Annotated in this window: 19 protein-coding genes; 6 read left to right on the top strand and 13 right to left on the bottom strand. The window is 70.1% G+C overall.

Annotation, left to right across the window (positions count from 1 at the left end; genetic code table 11):
* Positions 1-242: 242 nt before the first annotated feature.
* From AC0N04_RS16930 to AC0N04_RS16920, 3 genes are all read right to left on the bottom strand, one after another.
* Positions 243-923: a hypothetical protein gene (locus AC0N04_RS16930; RefSeq protein WP_474283509.1), complete on the bottom strand. Its 681-nt coding sequence runs from the start codon at positions 921-923 to the stop codon at positions 243-245.
* A gap of 358 nt (positions 924-1281) precedes the next feature.
* A complete protein-coding gene (locus AC0N04_RS16925) occupies positions 1282-2466 on the bottom strand; it encodes an IS91 family transposase (RefSeq protein WP_474283507.1) in 1185 nt (394 codons plus the stop codon).
* Positions 2467-2478: 12 nt separating this feature from the next.
* Positions 2479-3354, bottom strand: coding sequence for a tyrosine-type recombinase/integrase (locus AC0N04_RS16920; protein WP_474283505.1), 876 nt, complete (start codon positions 3352-3354; stop codon positions 2479-2481).
* A gap of 347 nt (positions 3355-3701) precedes the next feature.
* On the opposite strand from AC0N04_RS16920, the gene AC0N04_RS16915 reads away from it, so the two are divergent.
* The gene (locus AC0N04_RS16915; protein ID WP_474283503.1) at positions 3702-4787 is read left to right on the top strand and encodes an integron integrase; all 1086 of its coding nucleotides are present in this window, start codon (positions 3702-3704) and stop codon (positions 4785-4787) included.
* A 5-nt stretch (positions 4788-4792) separates the two neighbouring features.
* Here the strand turns inward: AC0N04_RS16915 and AC0N04_RS16910 are convergent, their stop codons facing one another.
* Together AC0N04_RS16910 and AC0N04_RS16905 are read right to left on the bottom strand one after the other, a co-directional pair.
* Positions 4793-5257 (bottom strand): SRPBCC family protein, encoded by a 465-nt coding sequence (locus AC0N04_RS16910; protein WP_474283501.1) that lies wholly within the window; start codon positions 5255-5257, stop codon positions 4793-4795.
* A 17-nt stretch (positions 5258-5274) separates the two neighbouring features.
* On the bottom strand, positions 5275-5907 hold the full coding sequence (locus AC0N04_RS16905) for a LysE/ArgO family amino acid transporter (RefSeq protein ID WP_474283499.1): 633 nt from the start codon (positions 5905-5907) through the stop codon (positions 5275-5277).
* Positions 5908-6000: 93 nt separating this feature from the next.
* Here AC0N04_RS16905 and AC0N04_RS16900 point away from each other — a divergent pair, with 93 nt between their 5' ends.
* Positions 6001-6465 carry an Lrp/AsnC family transcriptional regulator gene (locus AC0N04_RS16900; protein ID WP_474283497.1) on the top strand — a complete coding sequence of 155 codons (465 nt, stop codon included), beginning with the start codon at positions 6001-6003 and terminating at the stop codon, positions 6463-6465.
* A gap of 61 nt (positions 6466-6526) precedes the next feature.
* Here the strand turns inward: AC0N04_RS16900 and AC0N04_RS16895 are convergent, their stop codons facing one another.
* Positions 6527-8110 carry a methyl-accepting chemotaxis protein gene (locus tag AC0N04_RS16895; protein WP_474283495.1) on the bottom strand — a complete coding sequence of 528 codons (1584 nt, stop codon included), beginning with the start codon at positions 8108-8110 and terminating at the stop codon, positions 6527-6529.
* A gap of 202 nt (positions 8111-8312) precedes the next feature.
* Between AC0N04_RS16895 and AC0N04_RS16890 the strand changes: the two genes are divergently transcribed.
* On the top strand, positions 8313-9182 hold the full coding sequence (locus AC0N04_RS16890) for a formylmethanofuran dehydrogenase subunit E family protein (protein ID WP_474283493.1): 870 nt from the start codon (positions 8313-8315) through the stop codon (positions 9180-9182).
* A 99-nt stretch (positions 9183-9281) separates the two neighbouring features.
* On the opposite strand, the gene AC0N04_RS16885 is transcribed toward AC0N04_RS16890, so the two are convergent.
* Together AC0N04_RS16885 and AC0N04_RS16880 are read right to left on the bottom strand one after the other, a co-directional pair.
* Entirely contained in the window at positions 9282-10316 is a 1035-nt protein-coding gene (locus AC0N04_RS16885; RefSeq protein ID WP_474283491.1) for a histone deacetylase family protein, read from the bottom strand.
* Positions 10317-10328: 12 nt separating this feature from the next.
* Positions 10329-11459 carry an HPP family protein gene (locus AC0N04_RS16880; protein WP_474283489.1) on the bottom strand — a complete coding sequence of 377 codons (1131 nt, stop codon included), beginning with the start codon at positions 11457-11459 and terminating at the stop codon, positions 10329-10331.
* 185 nt (positions 11460-11644) lie between these two features.
* Between AC0N04_RS16880 and AC0N04_RS16875 the strand changes: the two genes are divergently transcribed.
* Positions 11645-12853 (top strand): cation:proton antiporter, encoded by a 1209-nt coding sequence (locus tag AC0N04_RS16875; RefSeq protein ID WP_474283487.1) that lies wholly within the window; start codon positions 11645-11647, stop codon positions 12851-12853.
* 39 nt (positions 12854-12892) lie between these two features.
* On the opposite strand, the gene AC0N04_RS16870 is transcribed toward AC0N04_RS16875, so the two are convergent.
* The gene (locus AC0N04_RS16870) at positions 12893-13441 is read right to left on the bottom strand and encodes a sterol desaturase family protein (protein WP_474283485.1); all 549 of its coding nucleotides are present in this window, start codon (positions 13439-13441) and stop codon (positions 12893-12895) included.
* A 148-nt stretch (positions 13442-13589) separates the two neighbouring features.
* Here AC0N04_RS16870 and AC0N04_RS16865 point away from each other — a divergent pair, with 148 nt between their 5' ends.
* The gene (locus AC0N04_RS16865; protein WP_474283483.1) at positions 13590-15080 is read left to right on the top strand and encodes an RNB domain-containing ribonuclease; all 1491 of its coding nucleotides are present in this window, start codon (positions 13590-13592) and stop codon (positions 15078-15080) included.
* 14 nt (positions 15081-15094) lie between these two features.
* Here the strand turns inward: AC0N04_RS16865 and AC0N04_RS16860 are convergent, their stop codons facing one another.
* Together AC0N04_RS16860 and AC0N04_RS16855 are read right to left on the bottom strand one after the other, a co-directional pair.
* Entirely contained in the window at positions 15095-16345 is a 1251-nt protein-coding gene (locus AC0N04_RS16860) for an MFS transporter (RefSeq protein WP_474283481.1), read from the bottom strand.
* Between the two features lie 151 nt (positions 16346-16496).
* Complete coding sequence (locus AC0N04_RS16855; protein ID WP_474283479.1) at positions 16497-16952, bottom strand: NUDIX hydrolase; 456 nt, start codon at positions 16950-16952, stop codon at positions 16497-16499.
* 82 nt (positions 16953-17034) lie between these two features.
* On the opposite strand from AC0N04_RS16855, the gene AC0N04_RS16850 reads away from it, so the two are divergent.
* On the top strand, positions 17035-17580 hold the full coding sequence (locus AC0N04_RS16850) for a DUF2478 domain-containing protein (protein WP_474283477.1): 546 nt from the start codon (positions 17035-17037) through the stop codon (positions 17578-17580).
* Between the two features lie 13 nt (positions 17581-17593).
* On the opposite strand, the gene maiA is transcribed toward AC0N04_RS16850, so the two are convergent.
* Complete coding sequence (gene maiA, locus AC0N04_RS16845) at positions 17594-18238, bottom strand: maleylacetoacetate isomerase (protein WP_474283515.1); 645 nt, start codon at positions 18236-18238, stop codon at positions 17594-17596.
* 10 nt (positions 18239-18248) lie between these two features.
* Positions 18249-18956 carry a fumarylacetoacetate hydrolase family protein gene (locus AC0N04_RS16840; protein ID WP_474283475.1) on the bottom strand — a complete coding sequence of 236 codons (708 nt, stop codon included), beginning with the start codon at positions 18954-18956 and terminating at the stop codon, positions 18249-18251.
* Positions 18957-18985 lie beyond the last annotated feature (29 nt).

The raw sequence follows: 18985 nt of genomic DNA, 5'->3' as shown, positions 1-18985 counted from the left end.
CATCAGGGTCCGTGGCACTCAACACGCCACACCAATGACCGTTTGTAGTTTGGCCAGTCCGCACCTTGTTGTCCTCCCCACCGCCTGATCTGCGCCCGGCTGGTTGGCTTTGAAGAAGGAAGAAAGTCAGACCCGCTGCGCGGGTCCCAGGTCAACTATTGCTTGACGAACGGGGAAGCCCTTGTAGTGGAGGTAACCGGCCTTGCGCGGCTTTTCGCGCAAGGTCCGTGTTGACCGCAGGGTTAGGTTGCACTTCGCCACCCACGGTGAAGTTTGACAAGCTTTTCTCCCGTGCCTGATTTCTTTGGCACCACTCGACAAAAATATTCATCCTTGGGCGTGAAGGGAAGATCAGACTCAAGTTCCGACAAGAAGCGAATTAGCTCCGGAGAGCTTGAGGGGAGCGAAAACAAGAACGTGGGTTGAATAAAGCACTTTCGCGCGCCAATGGAAATACCCAAATGGCAACCCCGAGCAAAATGACTGCTATCAGCACCCCGCGGAACAGGCGGAAGCGACTTCCACTCGAAGCTGTACCAGAAGCTCAAACCGACCGGACCCAATTGCTGTTTCGGACGTTCCTCGTCTTTGAACGCGAACTCTAGCGCCTGCGGAAGAGTTGCGTTCGGTAGTTCCCAGACACTAAAGATCCCCGAGACGGTGGGAGAAGAACCGAATGCGAGGATCCCTTCGTCGATCGTCCTCTCGCAAACGGCAGCATCGGTCCATTCACTTGGCCCCCATACAGTGACGCGCAATGTGGGACAGAGAGTGGCGTTCGTATGTTTGGAAATGAACTCTTCCGTAGCGGCCCAAGCCTTTCTGGCGTTGCGAGCCCTCGAACCGTGCCCATGCGACACCGCTTTCGGCGGATGGTAAGCGACAAATTCGCCTGGCACGGTCATTACGGAGTCGTCAGTCATGTGCAACCTAACGGGTAGCGTTTATCTGCCGAGCAGACAGGCGAGAGTCGAGCACGGCGGGATGCCGAGGCAGATAAACCGTGTTGAACTGAACCATCGCGCCGTCCCTGGCCGAGCAGGCCGTTGTGGTGGGCCAAGGGGATTGGATCGCCCGGGGCCGCTGTTTGAGTCGATTATGTGGGTGCTGGCCGGCGGACGTAAAGCGCGCGCATTGGCGTTTGGGGACACGGGTCGATGCGCGCGGGGGCCGGCGCGTGGGCGCACCTGGGGGCGCGGCTCTTACAGCAGCGTTTGACACGAGCCGCCCCCGCATGCTGCTCGGCGCATGCCGTGTCCTGCAGGCGGGGCGTTGGGGCTGTCACGGCGGCGCTCTGCTGGGCATCGCGTAGTGGGTGCGATCGCCGGGCGCGGGCAGGCGGCGCATGCCGGGCAGCGTGTGCACCACCTGCAGCGGTCCCCGGCACTTCGGGCAAGTGTGGATCTGCGCCTGTGCCACGCGGGCCATGAAGGCCTGGGCCGATTCCAGCGCCTGCGGGTTCGGTGGTGGCTGCTGAAGCGCCCGGCGGGCCTGGGCAAGCTGGGTCTTCTTGCAACCGTTGGCCAGCACGCCGTAGTGCTGGATGCGCTTGACGCCGCCGGGTAGCACGTGCAGCAGGAAGCGGCGGATGAACTCGGCCGTGGGCAGCCGCATGTGGCGCTTGCCGCCCTGGTCGTCGGCGCGCACGCTGAAGACCACCTCGTCGTCGCTGACGCAGCGGATGCGCTCGTTACCGATGGCCGTGCGGTGGCTGTAGCGGCTGAGGTACTGGAGCACCTGCGCCGGCCCGCCCAGTGGCGCCTTGGCGTAGACCACCCAGTCGTGGCGGACCAGCGCCTTGCGCCCGGCCGGGCCGAGGTTGTCGTCGCCGGGCGCATCGGCCTGGCCCGCGAGTTGGCGCAACGCCTGCATGAACCTGGCCCTGAACACCCGGCTAAGCGCGTGCACCGGGAACAGGAAGGCCGGCCCCCGGGTGGGCACATGCCATTGGCCGTCGGGACCGAGCACGCCGCAGGCCATCACGGCGTGCAGGTGCAGGTGCTGGCGCAAGTCCTGGCTCCAGGTGTGCAGCACCAGGCTGAAGGCCGGCTGGCCATCGCCAATGCCCATCCAGCGCGCCTGGGCCGCGAAGTCCTTGAGCGTGGCCGCCACGCTGGCGAACAGCGTCTCGATCACCCAGCGTGGCGCCACCTGGTACAGGCTGCCCAGCTCGTGCGGCAGCGTGAAGACCAGGTGCACATAGGGCACGTCGAGCACCTCGGCCAGGCGCCCGCGCAGCCAGGCGTCCTTGGCCCGCGCGCCGCACAGCGGACAGTGCCGGTTGCGGCACGAGTGGTAGTGCCAGTGGCGGTGTCCGCACGCCGCACACGCCATCTGCTGGCCGCCCAGCAGCGGCGTGCGGCAGGCGCAGATGGCTCGCCACGCGCGTGCCTGCGCCGCGCTCAGGGCGTGCGCGCGCAGGTAGGCCGCGCCGCCGCGGCGCAGCACCTCGGCCAGACTGGCCATGCCAACCAGCGCTCAGTGGCTCTGCGGCAAGGCCGCCAGCAGGTCCAGCGGGTCGCTGCGCTGTGGTGGCTTGAACTGCGGGCTGATCAGGTGCAGGTAGCGCTGCGTGGTCTCGATGTGCTGGTGGCCCAGCAGCGTGCAGATGGTGTGCAGGTCCACCCCCGCCTCCAGCAGGTGCGTGGCGCAGCAGTGGCGCAGGGTGTGCGTCGAGCCGCCCTTGGCGATGCCCGCCTCGCGCTTGGCGGCCGCGTAGTGGCGCTGCACGCCGCTGGGGCACAGGGGCTCGCCTGTTCGGGGACTGAAGAACAGCCAGTCCATCTCTCGGCGGTGGCACTGGTAGCGCCGGCAGTGCTCGCGCAGCAGCACCAGCAGCGTCGGGCTCAGCAGGCTGTAGCGGTCCACCCCGCCCTTGCCCTGCACCACGCGCAGGCACATGCGGTCGCGCGCGGCGTCGATGTCGCGCACCCGCAGCGCCAGCCCCTCCGAGATCCTCAAGCCACTGGCATAGAGCACCTGCAGCAGCATGCGCGTCATCGGCGACTTCACCATCGCCAGCAGCCGCGCGATCTGCTCGCGCGAGAGCAGCTCCGGGCGCCGCTGCGGCGCTCTGGCCACCGGCGGCTCCATGTCCGTGTCGGCACGCCCGAGCACGTGCCGGAACAGGAAGCGGCTCGCAGAGGACACCTGGTTGATGGTCGAGAACGAGCGCTTCAAGTCCTTCGACAGGTGCAGCATGTAGGCCTCGATCTGCGCCGCTTCCAACTGCGCCGGGCTGCGCCCGAAGTGCCGCGCCATGCGCGCCAGCGCATCCACGTAGGTCTGCTGCGTGCGCAGCGCCAGCCCACGCACCTGCATCGCATCGATCATCTGTTGCCGCAACGGGGTCATCGCCTTCTCCTGGTGGCTGGGGACCATTCCCCAACCCCGAAGGCTTCTCCCGCTCGCCTTCCCAGGCAAGCTCACCCCACAACGACAAACGCGGTGGCCACCCTACGCAGGCAGCCACCGCGTCAGCGGTTTAGTTCAACGTGTTATCGACGACAACCTTACGCCGCTTTGCACGGTAGTTGTCGCCTAAATGGACGGATCGGCGCTGTGCCAAGTGCCTGTTTCATTTGATTTTTCCCCCGGCTTGACTGGATGTTCATCCAGTACTAAATTAGCCGTCAAAGACGGCGTTCTCTGCGGTTTCATTCTGCAGGCGGGCGGCCAGCCAGGCAAGGGAGATCCATCACATGCCATCCATCCACGCAGGATCAGGGGCGGCCCTGCCCAGTGGGCGCCAGCACCTGCGGCCGGTCCGTGTGGCGGTGTTGCCGCCGCTGCGCGCCACGCGGCTGCTCGATCAATTGCGAGAGCGAGTGCGCGCCCTGCACTACAGCCTGCGGACCGAGGAAGCCTACGTGCACTGGTGCCGTGCCTTCGTGCATTTTCACGGCCTGCGCCATCCGAACGAGATGGGCGGCCCCGAGGTCGAGGCCTTCTTGACCCATCTTGCCGCCGAGCGCCGGCTTTCCGTGTCCAGCCACCGGCAGGCGTTGTCCGCCCTGCTGTTCCTCTACGCCAAGGTGCTGGGGCAGCAGTTACCCTGGATGAACGAGCTTGGCCGACCCGTCCCCAAGCGGCGTCTGCCTGTGGTGCTGTCCGCGGAGGAGGTCGCCGCCGTGTTCCAGGGCTTGGATGGCGTGCATGGCCTGCTGGACCGCCTGCTCTATGGAACGGGCCTGCGCATCGAAGAAGCCCTGCAACTGCGCGTGAAGGATCTGGACTTCGCCAACCAAGCCATCTTCGTGCGCTCGGGCAAGGGCGACAAGGACCGGGTCGTCATGCTGCCCCACTCCCTGGCGGCCACGCTGCGCCGGTATGTCGCACAGGACGTGCGTGCCTGCTGGTCTGCCGACACAGCCGATGGCCGGGCCGGCGTGCAATTGCCCGACGCGCTGGAGCGCAAGTACCCACGGGCCGGCGCGAGTTGGGCGTGGTTCTGGATCTTTCCGCAGCAGCGCCTGTCGGTCGACCCGCGCAGTGGCGTGATCCGCCGCCACCACCTGTATCCGGAGACGTTTCAGCGTGCCTTCAAGCGCAGCCTGCAATCGGCGGGCATCGCCAAGCCCGCCACGCCGCACACGCTGCGCCATTGCTTTGCCACACACCTGCTGCAAGCTGGCGCGGACATCCGCACGGTACAGGAGCTGCTGGGCCACGCCGATGTGTCGACGACGATGATCTACACCCATGTGCTCAAGGTGGGCGGCCTGGGTGCGCGAAGTCCCCTGGATGCGCTTTCGATGATCGAAGCACCCCGCGGCCATCCGGCCTGAACGGCTCAGCGGATGGATGCCGCCAGCAGTTGCTCGCGCCGTGCGGCGATCTCGCGTGCCCAGCCGTCGATCATCGCGGCGAAGCGCTCGCCCTCGAACTCTTGCAGCGCCCGTTGTCCCGCGGCGTTCAGCGCGGTCAGCGTGTAGCTCACCGTGACCTCGGTGCGGGTGGCGTCGAGCGCCGAACAGCGCACCTCGACGAGGCTGATCCGCGAGGCTGGCGTGCAGCGCAGGTAGCGCGAGCGGTGCGCCGCGCGGTCGAAGTCGGCCAGGGTCCAGAAGGTCAGCTCGTCCCCCTCGCCGGTGGTGAACACCATGCCGGCCTCGGTGCGGCCGTCACGCGGGTGAACGTAGCTGGGCTGCCAGCCGTCGACCCACAGTTCCTCGCCGGCCGGCGTGAAGAACATGAAGGCCCGGTCGACCGGGGCGTCGACGACGATGCGGTGGCTGGCGTGCAGGTGCTGCGGCATGGGGAGTCCGAGGTCGATCAGAAGATGAGTTGGCCGAGCTGCCACAGCCCCAGCCCCGCCAGCAGCGCGGCCGAGCCGAGGTTGACCGCGCGCTGCCAGCGCGCGTCGAACCGGTCGCGCAGCCAGCCGACGCCGGTGGACAGGATCAGCCACCACAGGGCCGAGCCCGCGAGCACGCCCGCCACCATGGCCCAGGGCGACGCCGCCGGCGCACGGCCGGCCAGCGCGCCGAACACCGCCATGAAGGACAGGATGGTGCTCGGGTTCGACAGCGTCAGCACGAAGGTGCCGGACACATAGCGCAGCAGCGTGCCCGGTGGCGGATGGCCGCCCGCGCTGCGCACCACCGGCCGGGTGGCGATGCGCCAGGCCAGCCACAGCAGGAAGCCGCCGCCGAACAGGCCCAGCCACCGCTTCAAGCCCAGCAGCCAGGCGATCAGCCCGGTGACGCCGAAGGCGCCGACGGCGCCGTACACCGCGTCGGCGAAGGCCGCGCCCAGCCCGGTGGCCAGCCCGGCGGCCCGGCCGTGATCCAGCGTGCGCTGGATCGCCAGCACGCCGATCTGCCCGACCGGCGCGGCGATCGACAGGCCGATCAGCAGCGACTGGCCGAACAGCACCAGCGCGGGCGATGACGATGCGATATCCATGACCAGGATTTTCGAGTCCGCCCGCCGCCTTGCAAAGCGCTTCGACACGGCGAGAATCGATTCCGCTTTCTATTTTTCAGGCCCAACCTCACCATGACCGAAACATTGCAACTCGACACCAAGGCCTGGGCGCTGTTGATGGCGTTGCAGGAAGACGGCCGGGCGCCGCTGAAGACCCTGGCGCTCGCGGCCGGGCTGTCGGTGCCGGCCACGGTGGAGCGGCTCAAGCGCCTGAAGAGCGCCGGCGTCGTGCGCGCGGTGGGCGCCGAGCTGGACCCGGCGCTGGCCGGCTACCCGGTGCGCGCCATCGTCGGCATCACGGTGCAGCAACCGGGCAAGAAGGCCTTTCTCGACAAGCTGCGCCGCGCTGCCGAGGTGCTGGAATGCCATCACGTGGCCGGCGCCGACTCCTACGTGATGACCGTGGTGGCCCGCAGCCTCGACAACCTGGAGCGCTTTCTCGCCTCGATCAACGGCTACGGCGAGACGCGCACCTCCATCGTCTTCTCGACCCCCATCGCGCGCCGCGGCCTGGTGGCGCCGGGCTCGACACGCTGAGCCGGCGGCCGCCGCCGCGGCCCCGATGGGCGAGCGGTGTCTGCCGGACCCGGCGGGCCCGTCAGGCGGCCGCCAGCGTCGCCTCCGGCGCGTCGAGCCGGAAGCTGTCCACCATGCCCGACAGCTGGCGTGCCTGCTGCAGCAGCGTCGAGGCCGCCGCGGCCGACTGCTCCGCCAGCGCCGCGTTCTGCTGCGCCATGGTGTCCAGCGCGGACATCGAGTGGCCCGCCTGGCCGACGCCGTCGCGTTGCTCCGCGGCCTGGCTGGACAGCGCCGAGACCAGGCCCGAGACCCGCGCGATCGAATCCATGATCTCCTGGGTGGCGGCGCCGGCATGGCGTACCTGCACGCTGCCGGCCTGGACGCTTTGGAGCGAGGCCTGCACCAGGCTCTTGATCTCGCGCGCGGCGGTCGCGCTGCGCAGCGCCAGCGCCCGCACCTCGGAGGCGACGACGGCGAAGCCGCGCCCCTGCTCGCCGGCCCGGGCCGCCTCGACCGCGGCATTCAAGGCCAGGATGTTGGTCTGGAAGGCGATGCCGTCGATCATCGCGATGATGTCGGCGATCTTGCGCGAGGTGCCGTCGATCTCGTTCATGGTCGAGACCGCCTCGCCCACGACGCTGCCGCCGCGGTTGGCCACCTGCTGCGCCACCTCGGCCAGCGAGCCGGCGGACGTGGCGGTCTGCGCAGTCTGATCGAGCATCGCCACCAGCTGCGCGATCGCGCTGGTGGTGGACTGCAGCGTCGCGGCGGTCTCCTCGCTGCGCTGGCTCAGGTCCTGGCTGCCCTGCGTGATCTCGCCGCTGGCGGTGGCGATGCCCTGGCAGGCCTGGCGCACGCCGGTCGCCAGGTCGTGCAGGCTGCGCCGCATGGTCTCCAGCGCCTGCGTGAGCTGGCCCAGCTCGTCGTCCCGGTCGACGACGATGGGCTGCGACAAATCGTGGCCGGCCATGCGCTGCGTGGCCAGCATCGCGGCACGCATGCCGCCGACCAGATCGCGCGTGATCCACCATGCGGCGAAGGCGCCGAGCACCAGCGCGACCAGCGCGCCGGCGATCACCAGCAGCCCGGCCTGCCGGGCGTCGGCCTGCGCCGCGACGCTGCGGGCGCTGTTGACCTTCTCGTCCCATTCGGCGAGCGCCACCAGCGCACTGCTCCATTTCTCGCGCCGCTCGTCCCAGCGCGCCGAGTCGGGGCCGGTGAGCTCGGCGCGGAGGTGGAAGAAGACGACCGGCAGCGCGCCGGCATCGACGCCCTGGCTGGCCGCGGTGATGACCTCGCGCAGCCCGGCCGCGCCGGCCGCGGTGGCATCGAAGAGCGCGCGCGACTGGGGCGGCACGAACGATGCCGCGCTGCGGGCCGCCTGGTCGTAGAGAGCACTGGCCTGCGCGATGCGCCGCATCAAGGTCTCGGCCTGGTCCAGCGGTGCGCCGCCGACGCTGCGCAGCGTCAGCGCGTAGCTGTTGGCGGCGCGCTCCATCGCGGCGATCGCCCGCGTGCGCCCGGCCCCGCGGATCGCCACGTCGTCCAGCGTCGAGGACAGCGACTGCATGCGCCACAGCGCGAACGCCGTCGTCGCGACGAGCAGTCCCAGCACCAGGCCGAAGCCGAGCGCCAGCCGCTGGGAGAGTCTCAAACGTGTCATGGATTACCTCGGTGCTCAACGGGACCTGACCTTCGGTTTCGGCAGCATCCGGCCTGACTTGAGCGCGCCGCACCGTGCGGCGCCAGGGGTTCTCACGCTTGAGTCAAATCAATGCACCGCTCGCTCAGCGGTTCCCAATGGACCGAGGGAGTTGGTATGGGGTGAAACCCTGAGCCCGGTTCGACGTTGGAGGATGTGGATCATGCAAGCAGCAGCGCGGGTGGCCGGTGTGATGTTGTCGTGTGCGATGGCGGCGAGCGCCGCCGAACCCACCTACGTCGAAGGCAAGACGATCTTTGTCGAGACGGGGGTCGAGGCGCCGGACCGCACGCCCACCTTCTACGCGTCCATGGTGGCGAAACCCTATGCGCCGGTGTTCGAGATGCTGGCCACGCAGGGAACCCAGGGGCGCTACTACCCCTACACCTACCCGGTCACGCTCAAGGATCTGGTGCGTTTTCACGGTCACGATTGCGAAGGCACCACCACCGCCGCCAACTCGGCGTTCGTCGCCTTCAAATTGCTGTTTCCTGACGGCATCATCGACCGCAGCGTGCTGTGGGGCATCAGCGGCGAGTCGCCGTGCTGGTCCGATGCGGTGGCCTTCCTGACCGGGGCGCGCCTGCAGTACGGCAACCTGGGCTTCTTCAAGGACAAGCGGTACAGCCACGCCATCGTTCTCTACCGCGAGGACACCCAGGTGGCCGTGCTGGCCACCTGGAAGGAAGGCGTCAACAACATCCCGGGCGAGCCGGTGATGCTGCCGGGCAAGATCACCTGGCAACCCAAGGTCACCATGAAGGACGTGGAGGACCTCAAGGCCGTGGTGAAGGCGTCCGGCGGGCAACCCACGCCGTACCAGGTGGACCAGATGCGCTACCAGCAGTGGACCCACGTCAACGACATCCTGAATCGCCCGCTGGAAGAGAGCTATCAGGCCCGCGTGATCGACCACTTCAAGTGGGACGACTGGATCGACCCGCAGAAGGTCATCGTCAAGACGCACCCGCGCAGCGACGTCCGGCTCAAGAACTTCCCTTATCGCGGCCGGCCGGTCGAGGGCCCGCCATGACGACTGCGCCGGAGGGCTGGCCGGCAGTGCGGCGCGGCTCGCCCGGCGCCAGCGGGCGCTGGTGTCCGGCCTGATCCGTCCGTGGCGGCCAGTCAGAGCTCAGGCCGCGTCCTCGAAGCCGCACAGCACCTGCGCGACGTTGTGGCCGATCTCGGCCACCGCGTAGCCGCCCTCCAGCACGAACACGGTCGGCCGCCCCAGCGCGGCGAGCCGGCGGCCCAGGCGCTCGAAGTCGGGGCCGGCCAGCTGGAAGGTGGAGATCGGATCGCCGACGTAGGTGTCGACGCCCAGCGAGACCACCAGCGCGTCGGGGCCGAACGCGGCGATGCGGCGGCCGGCGGCCTCCAGCGCATCGAACCACGCCGAGGTCGCGCTACCGGCGGGCAGCGGGTAATTCTGGTTGAAGCCCTGCCCGGCGCCGCTGCCGGTCTCGTCGGCATGGCCGAGGTAGAACGGATATTCGGTGCGCGGGTCGCCGTGGATCGACTGGAACAACACGTCGGCGCGGTCGTAGAACAGGCTCTGGGTGCCGTTGCCGTGGTGGTAGTCCACGTCCAGCACCGCCACGCGCGCGGCACCGCCGTCGCGCAGGGCCTGGGCCGCCACCGCGGCGTTGTTGACGAAGCAGTAGCCGCCGAAGAAATCGGCGCCGGCGTGGTGGCCGGGCGGTCGCACCAGCGCGAAGGCCGCACGCTCGCCTTGCGCCACCGCCTGCTGGGCGCTCAGCGCCGCGTCGGCGGCGGCGCGGGCTGCGGCCCAGGTGCCGGCAGTCAGCGGCGTGCCGCTGTCGAAGGAGTAAAGGCCGAGCTGGGCCACCACGTTGTCGGGCTCGACATCGCTGCGCAGGCCGCGCGTCGGCCAGACCGCCGGCAGCGCGTCGCGGGTGTGGCCCAGCGCGCTCCACTGAGACCAGGCCCGCTCCAGGAAGCGCAGGTAGCGCGGGTGGTGCACCCGCTCCAGCCGCTCGATGCCGAAGCGCTGCGGCGCCCGCACCGGGCCCAGCCCGCGCGCCTGCACCGCGGCCAGCACCAGGTCGGCCCGCTCGGGCTTCTCGAAGCACGGCACCCATTCGCCGCGGAAGAATTCGGCCTCGCCGCGGTGGGCGCGGTGCTCGTCGCTGTAGAAGATCTGCATGGGCGGTTCCCTTCAGACCGGCGCGTCGGCGCGGCTCAGCGCCGCCACCACGTCGGATTGCGTGACGATGCCCACCAGATGGCCTTCGGCGCTCAGGATCGGAAGGTGGTGGTGGCCGGTGCTGGCGAACAGCGGGATCAGCTCGGACAGATGCCGGCTGGCGCTGGCGACGCGCACCTGCCGGCTCATCAGGTCGCCGACCTTGTGCACCGACGACACCGCCCCGGTCGCCGCCACCGCATCGCCGCCCGCCGCCGCGTGGCGCATGAAATCGGCCGGCGTGACGATGCCGACCAGCCCGCCGGCCGCGTCCACCACCGGCAGCGCCTTGATGCGGTGCTCGCGGAACAGCGCCCAGCCCTGCTCCAGCGGCGCGTCCTGGCGCACCGTGATCAGCCGGCGCGACATGATGTCGGCGCAGCGGATGTTGGCCAGGCGACGCTGGTAGGTCTGCAGGTGGGTGTCCTCCAGCAGCGCGCGCAGGTCGTCGCGGCTGATGTCCAGCACCTGGTTGTAGCGGGCCAGCACGGCGTTGAGGTCGGCGTCCAGGTCGTCCAGCGGCGCCCCCGGCTCGCGCGGCGCCGCGTCGGCCGGCGCGGCCGCCGGTTGCAAGGGCTGGTGCGGGTAGCTGCGCCGCGTGAGCGTGTTGTAGATCACCCCCGACAGCACCAGCAGCAGCGAATTGGTGAAGATCGGGAACAGCACGAAATGGGGATCGGCCACACCGCTCAGCGCCACCAGCAGCGCCGACGCGCCCCCGGGCGGATGCAGGCAGCGCAGCGCGAACATCAGCGCGATCGCCAGCGCCACCGCCAGCGCCGCGGCGCTGGCGTTCGAGCCCAGCCACCTCACGCACAGCACGCCCACCAGCGCCGACAGCGTGTTGCCGCCGACCACCGCCCAGGGTTGGGCCAGCGGGCTGGCCGGCACGCCGAACACCAGCACCGCGCTCGCCCCCAGCGGCGCGACCAGCCACGGCAGGCTCACGCCGGCGTCGACGCGGATCCACTGGCTCAGCAGCGCCGTCGCCAGCAGGCCCAGCCCGGCGCCCAGCACCACGCGCAGGCGTTCGTGCGCGTTGACGCTTTGCGGCGCCGGCCAGAAGGCCGCCGCCCAGCGGGTCGCGCGTCGGCCGAGCGACATCGGCAAGGGTTTGCGAACAGCAGGATCCGTCATCCAACACACCTCTCAAGAAAACACCGGGCCGCTCCGCGGCGGCCCGATTGTCGATGCCCTCGGCGGGCACCCCGTCACGGGTTTGCGCGCAGCGCCGCCGGCAGGGACCGCCGCCGATAATCCGCCACCCCCAGCCGGCCTCCGCGCACGCCATGAACACCAGCGACATCTTTCTGCTCGCCATGCTGATCATCTTCAGCCTGCCCTACCTGGCCTGGCGGATCGGCAAGACCGACCACTACGCGCCGCTGGTGGTGGTGCAGATCATCGGCGGCATCCTGCTGGGCCCCGGCGTGCTGGGCAAGTGGCAGCCGGCGGCCTACCAGACCGTCTTCAACCCGGGCGTGATCCAGGCGCTCAACGGCATCGCCTGGTGGGCGGTGATGCTGTTCGTGATGGTCGCCGGCATCGAATTGGACCTCGCCCAGGCCTGGCGGCACCGCCGCGAAAGCGTCGTCACCGCCGGCCTGGCGCTGGGCACGCCGCTGCTGTTCGGCAGCGTCGCCGCGCTGGCGCTGCTCGGGCTGCCCGGCTGGATCGGCCCGCGGGCGCGCGACTGGCAGTTCGTGCTCGGCGTCGGCATGGCCTGCGCGGTCACGGCGCTGCCGATCCTGATCCTGTTCATGGAAAAACTCGGCCTGCTGCGCCAGCCGCTGGGCCAGCGCGTGCTGCGCTACGCCAGCCTGGACGACATCGCGATCTGGGGCGTGCTCGCGGTGATCCTGGTCGACTGGACACGGGTCGGCCGGCAACTCGGCTTCCTGCTCGCGTTCGCGCTCGCGACGCTGGCCTTCCGGCGGCTGATGGCCTGGCTGCAGGAGGGCGACCGCTGGTACGCCAGCCTGATCTGGCTGGCGGCCTGCGGCTTCGCGGCAGACTGGTCGGGCCTGCATTTCATGGTCGGCGCCTTCCTGGCCGGCGCGGCGATTGACGCCCACTGGTTCGACCAGGACAAGCTCGACACCTTCCGCCACCACGTGCTGCTGGCGCTGATGCCGGTGTTCTTCCTCAGCACCGGCCTGCGCACCCAGTGGGCCGTGGGCGGCAGCACGGTGTTCGCCGTGGCCGCGCTGCTGCTCGTGGCCTCGGTCGCCGGCAAGCTGGCCGGCGTTCACCTGGCCGGCCGCGTGCTGGGCTGGAAGCCCGGCGAGGCCACGCTGATTGGCTGGCTGCTGCAGACCAAGGCGCTGATCATGATCATCTTCGTCAACATCCTGCTCGACAAAGGCCTGATCACCTCCGAGACCTTCACCGCGCTGCTGCTGATGGCGGTGGGCAGCACCATGCTGGCCGTGCCGATGGCCGCGCCGCGGCTGGCGCGGCTGCGGCAACGCGAGGCCGCGGTTCCGCCTGGGGCGTGACCGGGGGGACGAGCGGGCAGCGCCTTTGCCGGCGCGGCGTCAGCGCGTGATCAGCGTGCCGAAGACGCGGTCCCACAGGTCGGTGGTGACGCCGTAGTCGCCGCCGGCGGCGTGGTGGTGGTGCAGCGCGTGCTGCTGCTTGCGGCGCTTGAGCCACGCGCCGCGGGCGCGCCAGTGGTGCACGGCGTGGTGGGTGATGCCGTAGGCCAGGAAGCCGGCCAGCACGCCTTGCATCAGCGCGGCGGCGGGCCAGGGGCCGGCGAGCGCCAGCGCGGGCCCGTAGATCAGCACCAGGAACAGGCCGGCGGTGAAGTAGGTGGGCGAGCTGATCATCGCCATCGGCCGCTGGTGATGCTCGCCGTGCCAGCGCTCGAAGGGCTGGACGTGGTGCAGCGCGAAGCGGTGCAGCGCGTACTCGATCAGCGTCCACAGCACGCCGCCCAGCAGCACCAGCCCGATGAAGTCGAGACGCTCGGCGCGCGGCCCCCAGCCCAGCAGCGCCACGGCTATCCCGAGGTTGACCAGGCCGTAGAACACGAAGTCGGCGGCGTAGACCGCACGGCTGTGTTCGAGCGCAAAAAATCGCATCGTGTCCCTTTCGAACAGCAGGGCGGCCCACGGCCGGATGCCGGGTTCACCCTGAGTGCGGCCCGATCCTAGTCGTCCCGGGTGACCGCCTGTGAACGAGTGTGAATGCCGTGAAAACTCCGGGGCCGTCGCAGCGCTACAGTGGGTCATGCACAGCGAACGTCGTTACGGCCGGCAAGACCTGATACGGATTGCCGGCGAGGTCATGATGGAGCGCGGTCTGGCGCCCGAGTTCCCGCCCGAGGCGCTGGCCGAACTGGCGGCATTGCGCGGCCCGGCGACCGCGGCCCCGGGCGTGCTGGCCGATTTGCGCGCGCTGCCGTGGTGCTCGATCGACAACGACGACTCGCGCGACCTGGACCAGCTGAGCGTCTGCGAGCCGCTGGCCGGCGGGGCGGTGCGCATCCAGGTGGCGATCGCCGACGTCGACGCGCTGGTGGCGAAGGGCTCCGCGATCGACGGCCATGCGCAGCTCAACACCACCTCGGTCTACACCTCGGCGCGGGTCTTTCCGATGCTGCCCGAGCGCCTGTGCACCGACCTCACCTCGCTCAATCCGCAACAGGACCGGATCGCGCTGGTGACCGACATGGTGGTCGGCGCCGATGGCCAGATCACCGAACCCGGGGTGCGCCTTGCGCGGGTGCGCAACCAGGCCCAGCTCGCCTACGACGCCGTCTCGGCCTGGTTGGCCGGCCAGGGCGAGCTGCCGGCGGCGGCGCGCGCCGTGCCCGGGCTGGACACCCAGTTGCGCACGCAGGATGCGGTGGCCCAGCGTCTGCGCGCGCGCCGCCACGAGCAGGGCTCGCTGGAGTTCGAGACCTTTCAGCCGCGCGCGGTGTTCGATGGCGACCAGGTCGTCGACATGCGCGACCAGGCCCACAACCGGGCCCGCCAGCTGATCGAAGAATTCATGATCGCGACCAACACCTGCACCGCGCACTTCCTGGCGCGCCACGGGGGCGCGTCGATCCGCCGCGTGGTGCGGTCGCCGGAACGCTGGCTGCGCATCGTCGAGCTGGCGCAGAAGTATGGCGAGCGGCTGCCTCGCACGCCGGATTCGAAGGCGCTGGAGGGCTTTCTGGCGCGGCGCCACCGCGCCGACCCGCTGCGCTTTCCGGACCTGTCGCTGGTGGTGGTCAAGCTGATGGGCTCGGGCGAGTACGTGGTCGAGCATGCGGGCGCTGCGCCGATCGGGCACTTCGGCCTGGCCGAGCGCGACTACACGCACTCCACCGCGCCGAACCGGCGCTATCCCGACCTGATCACGCTGCGCATGATCAAGGCGCTGCTGGCGGGCACGCCCGCCCCGTACGGCCTGGACGAACTGGCGGCGCTGGCCCAGCACTGCACCGCCCAGGAAGACGCGGCCCGCAAGGTCGAGCGGCGGCTGCGCAAGTCCGAGGCGGCCCTGTTCCTGAAGCCGCAGATCGGGCAGCACTTCGACGGCCTGGTCACCGGCCGCACCGACACGGCCACCTGGGTGCGCATCGTCTCGCCGCCGGTCGAAGGCATGCTGGTGGGCCGCGCCCCCGAGCTGAGCGTGGGACAGGCGGTGCATGTCCGGCTGACCGACACCAACGTCGAGCACGGCTTCATCGACTTCAGCTTCGCGGGCTGGCCGGCCCACCCGCGCTGAGCCGGCCGGCGGGCCTACCGCGGCGCCGCCGGATGGCCGACCCGGGGCAACCAGGCGGCGCACAGGCCCAGCAGGGGCAGGTAGGCGCAGACGCCGTAGACGGTGCCGATGCTGGTGTGGTCGGCCAGCACCCCCAGCAACGCGGCGCCCAGGCCGCCCATGCCGAACGCGAAGCCGAAGAACAGGCCCGAGACCATGCCGACCTGGCCCGGCATCAGGTCCTGCGCATAGACCAGGATGGCCGAGAACGCCGACGACAGGATCAGGCCGATCAGGATCGTCAGCGCGGTGGTCCAGAACAGGTCGGCGTGCGGCAGCAGCAGCGCGAACGGCGCCACGCCCAGGATCGAGGCCCAGATCACCGGCTTGCGCCCGATGCGGTCGCCCACCGGACCACCCACCAGCGTGCCCACCGCCGACGCGAACAGGAAGGCGAACAGGTGCATCTGCGCGCTGCGCACCGTCACGCCGAACTTGTCGATCAGGTAGAAGGTGTAGAAGCTGCTGATGCTGGCGATGTAGAAGAACTTCGAGAAGATCAGCAGCATCAGCACGCCGATCGCCGCCAGCACCTGTCGGCGCGGCAGCGGCGAGACCGCCTGGCGTGCCGCCCGCGCCTTGGCGGCGGCATGGTGCTGCGCGTACCAGCGGCTGACCTGCAGCAGCAGCACGATGCCCAGCAAGGCCACCAGCCCGAACCAGGCCACGCTGTGCTGGCCGAAGGGGACGATGACCGCGGCGGCCAGCAGCGGCCCGAGCGCGCTGCCGGTGTTGCCGCCGACCTGGAACAGCGACTGCGCCAGGCCGTGCCGGCCGCCCGACGCCATCCGCGCGACGCGCGACGATTCCGGGTGGAAGATCGACGAGCCGGTGCCGACCAGCGCCGCCGCCGCCAGCACCACGCCGAAGCTGGGCGCGAAGGCCAGCAGCAGCAGGCCGCACAGCGTGAAGCCCATGCCCACCGGCAGCGAGTACGGCGTCGGCCGCAGATCGGTGAAGCGGCCGACCAGCGGCTGCAGCAGCGACGCGGTGAGCTGGTAGGTCAGCGTGATCAGGCCGATCTGGCCGAAGCTGAGGTGAAAGCTGCCCTTGAGGATCGGGTAGATCGCCAGGATCAGCGACTGCATCATGTCGTTGATCAGGTGCGAGGCGCTGATCGCGCCCAGCACGCCCAGCGCGGTGCCGGGCGCTTCGGCGGGCCGAGACAGGGACGGGGGGGCGGAAGAGGCGGCGGTGGAAGCGGCGGAGGAGACGGCGGTCGACATCGGCGTGGAGGAAAGGGGGGTGGCGCTGAGCGTGCGGTGCGCTCAGGAGGAGAGGCCCGGATCCGTGAGCATACGCAGACCGCGCCGCCGTGTCCGGTGCGGGGGCATCGCGCGCCGGGCGGCGCGGTGGCGACGGCGCGTCAGCCGGGGATCAATGGGCGTGGCCGGCGAACGCGGCGATCAGCTCGCGCAGGCCTTCTTCCGAGATCAGCGAGACGGCCTGTCCGGGCGACAGCCAGCGGGTCTCGCGCTCGTCCTGCTCGGGCCAGGCCTTGGCCTGGCGCTCGACCCGCAGCGCGAACACCTTGACCTCGCAGGGCACGGTCAGACCATCGGCGTCGAGCAGCTTGTCGTAGCGGAAACGGCCGATCGCGCGGCGGGCGATGCTGCCGCGCACGCCGGCTTCCTCGTAGGCCTCGCGCGCCGCCGCCTCGGCGGGCTTGAGGTCCTTCATCGGCCAGCCCTTGGGGATGATCCAGCGGCGGGTCGTGCGCGAGGTGATCAGCATCAGCTCCAGCGCCCCGTCCGCGCCGACCCGGTAGGGCAGCGCGCCGTATTGCTGCCGCACCGCCTGGTCGTTGCGCTTCGCGTTCGGTTTCTTCGCCATGCCGTCCAGTATCACCGCCCGCGGCCGCACACCGCACCGCAGACCGCCGAAACGTCGCCGCAACCCCGCTAGACTGCGGCACATGTCCGATCTTGCCGACGAACCGCCACGGGTGGCGGCCATCGCCCACGACGGCCTGACCGATGTCGACGCCTTGCTGGCCGACTTTGCGCGCCAGCAACGCCAGGCCGGCCGGCGCGTGCTGGGCTTGCTGATGGCGCCCGGCGGCCGCGGCGCCGAGTGCCAGGGCGCGATGGTGCTGACCGACATCGACACCGGCGACGAGTACCTCGTCTCGCAGCCGCTGGGCCCCGGATCGTCGGGTTGCAGCGCCGATCCGCAGGGCTTTGCGCGCGCCAGCCGGGTGTTGCGCGACGCCTTGTCGCGCCGGCCCGACCTGGTGATCTGCAACCGCTTCGGCGTGCTGGAAGCCGGCAACGGCGGCTTCCGGTCCGAGTTGCTGCAACTGCTGGAGCAGGACATCCCGGTGCTGATCGTGGTGTCCGCGCGCCACCGCGAGGCCTGGCAGCAGTTCGTCGGCGAGGCCGCGGCCCTGCCCCCCGAGCCCGCCGCCTGGGCCGCCTGGCTGGATGCGGTGCAGCCCGGCGGCGCTCGGTCGCCCGGCTGAGGCAGGACGCCGGTCAGGACGCGTCCGGCTGCGCCGCAGGCGCGGCGCGGCGGAAGGCGTCGATCTGCGCGCAGGCCGCGTCCACCGCCTGGATGCAGGGCCAGCGCGCCAGGTCGACCTGGAAGCGCCGGGCGCTTTCGACCTGCGGCACCAGGTAGACATCGGCCAGCGTGGGGGCGCGGCCGAAGCAGAAGTCGCCGCGCTGCGCATCGGCGGCCAGCAGGGTCTCGATCGCGTCGAAGCCGGCGCCGATCCAGGTGCCGCACCAGCGGTTGACCGCCGCTTCGTCGGCGCCGAAGTCGTGACGCAAGGTGTCGAGGATGCGCCGGTTGTTGACCGGATGGATGTCGCAACCCACGATCGCCGCCAGCGCCCTCACCCGCGCCCGCCCGGTGGCATCGGCCGGCAGCAGCGCCGGCGCGGGGTAGCGCTCTTCCAGCCATTCGAGGATGGCCGGCGACTGGATCAGCGGCAGCGGCTCGCCCGCCACCACCAGCGCCGGCACCAGGCCTTGCGGCTGCACGGCCTTGTACTCGGCGCTTTGCTGCTGGTTGCGGCGCAGGTCCACCGGCCGCAGTTCGTAGTCCAGGCCCTTGAGGTTCAGCGCGATGCGCAGGCGGTGCGAGGTGCCGCTGCGGAAGAAGCTGTAAAGCTGCATCACTGCGCGCTCACTCCGCCGGCCCGATCGTCAGCGCGATCTCGCCGACGCCCTCGATGCGGCCGTCGATGCGGTCGCCCGCCACCACCGCGCCCACGCCCTCGGGCGTGCCGGTGTAGATCAGGTCGCCGGGCTGCAGGTGATAGAACAGCGACAGGTCGGCGATGATCTCGGGGATGTTCCAGATCAGCTTGTCCAGCGTGGACTGCTGGCGCACCTGGCCGTTGACGGACAGGCTCAGCGCGCCCTGGCCCAGCACCACGCCGGGCATCGGCACGATCTCGGAGCAGACCGAGGTGTTCTCGACGTCCTTGCCCAGGTCCCACGGGCGGCCCTTGTCGCGCGCCACCAGTTGCAGGTCGCGGCGGGTCATGTCCAGGCCGCAGGCGTAGCCGTAGACCAGCTCGTGCGCGCGCTCCAGCGGCACCCGGAAGCCGGGCGCGCCGATCGCCAGCACCAGTTCCATCTCGTGGTGGTAGTTCTTCGTCTCGGGCGGGTACGGAATGGTGGCGCCGGACGGCGTCAGCGTCGACGGGTCCTTGGTGAAGTAGAACGGCCGCTCGGCCGACTTGTCGACCGGCTTGCCCATCTCGATCGCATGGGCGTGGTAATTGCGGCCGACGAAGAACAGGCGGTGGATCGGAAAGCGCTCGGCGAGGCCGCGCACCGGCAGCGAATACACCGGCGACGGGGCCCAGAGGTAGGACGAGGAAGTCATGGGAAGTGGCTCCGGAAGAAGGATGTCGG

It is taken from the genome of Ideonella sp. sgz306126, from assembly GCF_056032705.1.
The sequence above is the reverse complement of the archived record's forward strand: the minus strand, read 5'-3'. Positions and strand labels throughout refer to the sequence as shown.

Bases quoted from the DNA above. Each gene is read 5' to 3' on its own strand.
- AC0N04_RS16930 (WP_474283509.1), bottom strand. From the start codon at position 923: ATGACTGACGACTCCGTAATGACCGTGCCAGGCGAATTTGTCGCTTAC.
- AC0N04_RS16925 (WP_474283507.1), bottom strand. From the start codon at position 2,466: ATGGCCAGTCTGGCCGAGGTGCTGCGCCGCGGCGGCGCGGCCTACCTG.
- AC0N04_RS16920 (WP_474283505.1), bottom strand. From the start codon at position 3,354: ATGACCCCGTTGCGGCAACAGATGATCGATGCGATGCAGGTGCGTGGG.
- AC0N04_RS16915 (WP_474283503.1), top strand. From the start codon at position 3,702: ATGCCATCCATCCACGCAGGATCAGGGGCGGCCCTGCCCAGTGGGCGC.
- AC0N04_RS16910 (WP_474283501.1), bottom strand. From the start codon at position 5,257: ATGCCGCAGCACCTGCACGCCAGCCACCGCATCGTCGTCGACGCCCCG.
- AC0N04_RS16905 (WP_474283499.1), bottom strand. From the start codon at position 5,907: ATGGATATCGCATCGTCATCGCCCGCGCTGGTGCTGTTCGGCCAGTCG.
- AC0N04_RS16900 (WP_474283497.1), top strand. From the start codon at position 6,001: ATGACCGAAACATTGCAACTCGACACCAAGGCCTGGGCGCTGTTGATG.
- AC0N04_RS16895 (WP_474283495.1), bottom strand. From the start codon at position 8,110: ATGACACGTTTGAGACTCTCCCAGCGGCTGGCGCTCGGCTTCGGCCTG.
- AC0N04_RS16890 (WP_474283493.1), top strand. From the start codon at position 8,313: ATGCAAGCAGCAGCGCGGGTGGCCGGTGTGATGTTGTCGTGTGCGATG.
- AC0N04_RS16885 (WP_474283491.1), bottom strand. From the start codon at position 10,316: ATGCAGATCTTCTACAGCGACGAGCACCGCGCCCACCGCGGCGAGGCC.
- AC0N04_RS16880 (WP_474283489.1), bottom strand. From the start codon at position 11,459: ATGTCGCTCGGCCGACGCGCGACCCGCTGGGCGGCGGCCTTCTGGCCG.
- AC0N04_RS16875 (WP_474283487.1), top strand. From the start codon at position 11,645: ATGAACACCAGCGACATCTTTCTGCTCGCCATGCTGATCATCTTCAGC.
- AC0N04_RS16870 (WP_474283485.1), bottom strand. From the start codon at position 13,441: ATGCGATTTTTTGCGCTCGAACACAGCCGTGCGGTCTACGCCGCCGAC.
- AC0N04_RS16865 (WP_474283483.1), top strand. From the start codon at position 13,590: ATGCACAGCGAACGTCGTTACGGCCGGCAAGACCTGATACGGATTGCC.
- AC0N04_RS16860 (WP_474283481.1), bottom strand. From the start codon at position 16,345: ATGTCGACCGCCGTCTCCTCCGCCGCTTCCACCGCCGCCTCTTCCGCC.
- AC0N04_RS16855 (WP_474283479.1), bottom strand. From the start codon at position 16,952: ATGGCGAAGAAACCGAACGCGAAGCGCAACGACCAGGCGGTGCGGCAG.
- AC0N04_RS16850 (WP_474283477.1), top strand. From the start codon at position 17,035: ATGTCCGATCTTGCCGACGAACCGCCACGGGTGGCGGCCATCGCCCAC.
- maiA (WP_474283515.1), bottom strand. From the start codon at position 18,238: ATGCAGCTTTACAGCTTCTTCCGCAGCGGCACCTCGCACCGCCTGCGC.
- AC0N04_RS16840 (WP_474283475.1), bottom strand. From the start codon at position 18,956: ATGACTTCCTCGTCCTACCTCTGGGCCCCGTCGCCGGTGTATTCGCTG.